Origin of the sequence: Archangium sp. (assembly GCF_036389735.1) — a bacterium.
Classification (GTDB): Bacteria; Myxococcota; Myxococcia; order Myxococcales; family Myxococcaceae; genus Archangium.
Genome location: NZ_DASVWK010001122.1, coordinates 1 through 1,913, shown reverse-complemented (window position 1 = coordinate 1,913; position 1,913 = coordinate 1). Strand labels below are relative to the sequence as shown.

3 protein-coding genes are annotated in these 1,913 nt (G+C 67.7%); 1 reads left to right on the top strand and 2 read right to left on the bottom strand.

What is annotated here, in order from left to right:
- On the top strand, positions 1-522 hold a 522-nt coding region (locus VF794_RS40380), incomplete at its 5' end, for a glycoside hydrolase family 3 C-terminal domain-containing protein (protein WP_331119172.1).
- On the opposite strand, the gene hpf is transcribed toward VF794_RS40380, so the two are convergent.
- Together hpf and VF794_RS40370 are read right to left on the bottom strand one after the other, a co-directional pair.
- A complete protein-coding gene (hpf, locus tag VF794_RS40375; protein WP_331119170.1) occupies positions 488-1,120 on the bottom strand; it encodes a ribosome hibernation-promoting factor, HPF/YfiA family in 633 nt (210 codons plus the stop codon). The two genes, VF794_RS40380 and hpf, sit on opposite strands and share 35 nt — an antisense overlap.
- Positions 1,121-1,331: 211 nt before the next feature.
- Positions 1,332-1,913: HAMP domain-containing sensor histidine kinase (locus tag VF794_RS40370; protein WP_331119168.1), on the bottom strand; the 582-nt coding region annotated here is incomplete at its 5' end.

The following is a 1,913-nucleotide window of genomic DNA, read 5'->3' as shown; positions in this document are numbered from 1 at the left end:
ATCGCCCGGGCCTCCGTCACCCTGCTGCGCACGGACGGGAAGCACTTCCCGCTGACGCCAGACACGCGCCTGGCCGTCATCACCGCCGAGGCGTCGCTGGGCGAGGCCATCCGCGAACGCGTGCCCCAGGCCCAGGTGATGGAGGTGCCCGCCTACCCCTCCAGCACCCGCCGTGCCGTGCTGAGACAACGGGCCCGCCGGCTGGCGCTCGGCGCGGACGTGGTGGTGGTGGGGGTGGTCAACTCACGTCAGCTCGAGCTCGTCACCCTGGCCGCCGCCACCGGTCGCCCGGTGCTGGTGGTGTCCATGGGATTGCCGTACCTCGCCGAGCTCGCCGACGAGGCCCGGGCCGTGCTCGCCGTCTACTCGTACCAACCCGTCGCCACCGAGGCCGCCGCGGCCGCTCTCTTCGGGGAGATCGGCACACCGGGCCGGCTCCCCGTGGGGCTGAGCCGGCTCGCCTTCGGCCATGGCCTGGACGCGGGTGCTAGCCCGCGTTGGGCGTGTTGTGCACCCCGATGAGGCCGTACTGCCCATCCTCCTTGCGCCGGTACACCACGCAGACCTCATGCGTGGTGTCGTGCTGGAAGACGTAGAACTCCTGGTTCATCAGGTTCATCTGCATCACGGCCTCGTCCACCGTCATCGGCTTCACGGTGATCTCCGAGGTGCGGACGATGCGCGTGGCGGGCTGGTTGGGCGCGGCGACCGGAGCGGCCTGGGCCGAGGACCCGGTGGCCTCGTCCTGCATGTCCCCGGGCACCTCGAAGACCTTGTGCCGCACCTTGAGCTGGTTCACCAGGTTCTGCCGGTGGTGGACCTTCTCGCGTCCGTGGTGGTTCTTGATCTTCTCCTTGTACTTGCGGAGCTGGGTCTCGATCTTGTCCATCGCGAGATCGATGGACGCGTACATGTCCTCGCTCTTGTCCCTGCCGCGCAGCACCCAGGATCCCGAGTGGATGGTGATCTCCGCGTGATGCAGGTGTCGCTCGAGCGACAGCACCACATGGGCCTCACCGGCTCGATCCAGGTACTTGTTCACCCGCTCGACCTTCTCCTTCGCGTACTCCTTGAGGGAATCGGACGAACCGAACTGGCGGAAGGTGATGTTGAGCTGCATGCGTGACTGCCTCCCATGTTGTGGGGCTAGGGTGAGATGACCGGAGCTCCAAGACAGATCAGAAACGCTCTGGAGGGCTGAAAGCAACCCGTCCCCCAGAAAGGATGTCTGATCGCACTCCACTCAACAGGCAGTGTCGGTTTTACTTTCCAGCTCGGCTGAATTCCCGAGACGCGCGGTGCGAGCGGTGGAGCGCGCGGGAATGAAAACGCTACAGCGGCAGTTCGACAATGAACGCCGCGCCCGTACCGCCAGGCCCTGGCTCCGCGTGCACGCGACCGCTGTGTCCCTCGACGATCTGCCGCACGATGAAGAGCCCCAGGCCGAGGCCTCCCATGCGCGCCGCGGTGGCCACCTGCTCGAAGCGCCCGAAGATACGCTCGCGATCGGCCTCGGGAATGCCGGGCCCCTCGTCCCGCACCACCAGCCGGGCTCCGGTGGAGGTCCGCGCCAGCAGCACCTCCACCGGGCGGCCTCCGCCGTGACGGAACGCATTGGACATCAGGTTCATCAGCACCTGCTCGAGCCGCAGTCGATCGAAGCGCCCCACGAGTGACGGCTCGATGTGCCCGGTGAGGGCCACGCCCGCCAGCCGTGCCTCCTCCCCGGTGCGCGCCACCAGCTCGGACACCAGCGCCGACAGGTCTCCCTCGGAAAAGACGAAGTCCAGCTTGCCGTGGCGCATGCGGCTGACGTCCAGCAGGTTCTCCACCAGCATCCCCAACCGCCGCAACGACCGTTCGATGGCCTCCACCCGCGCGCCCACCTTGGGAGAGCCCAGCGGGATGGAGGC

Excerpts from the sequence above, each read along its gene's own strand:
- hpf (WP_331119170.1), bottom strand. The coding sequence starts at position 1,120 with ATGCAGCTCAACATCACCTTCCGCCAGTTCGGTTCGTCCGATTCCCTC.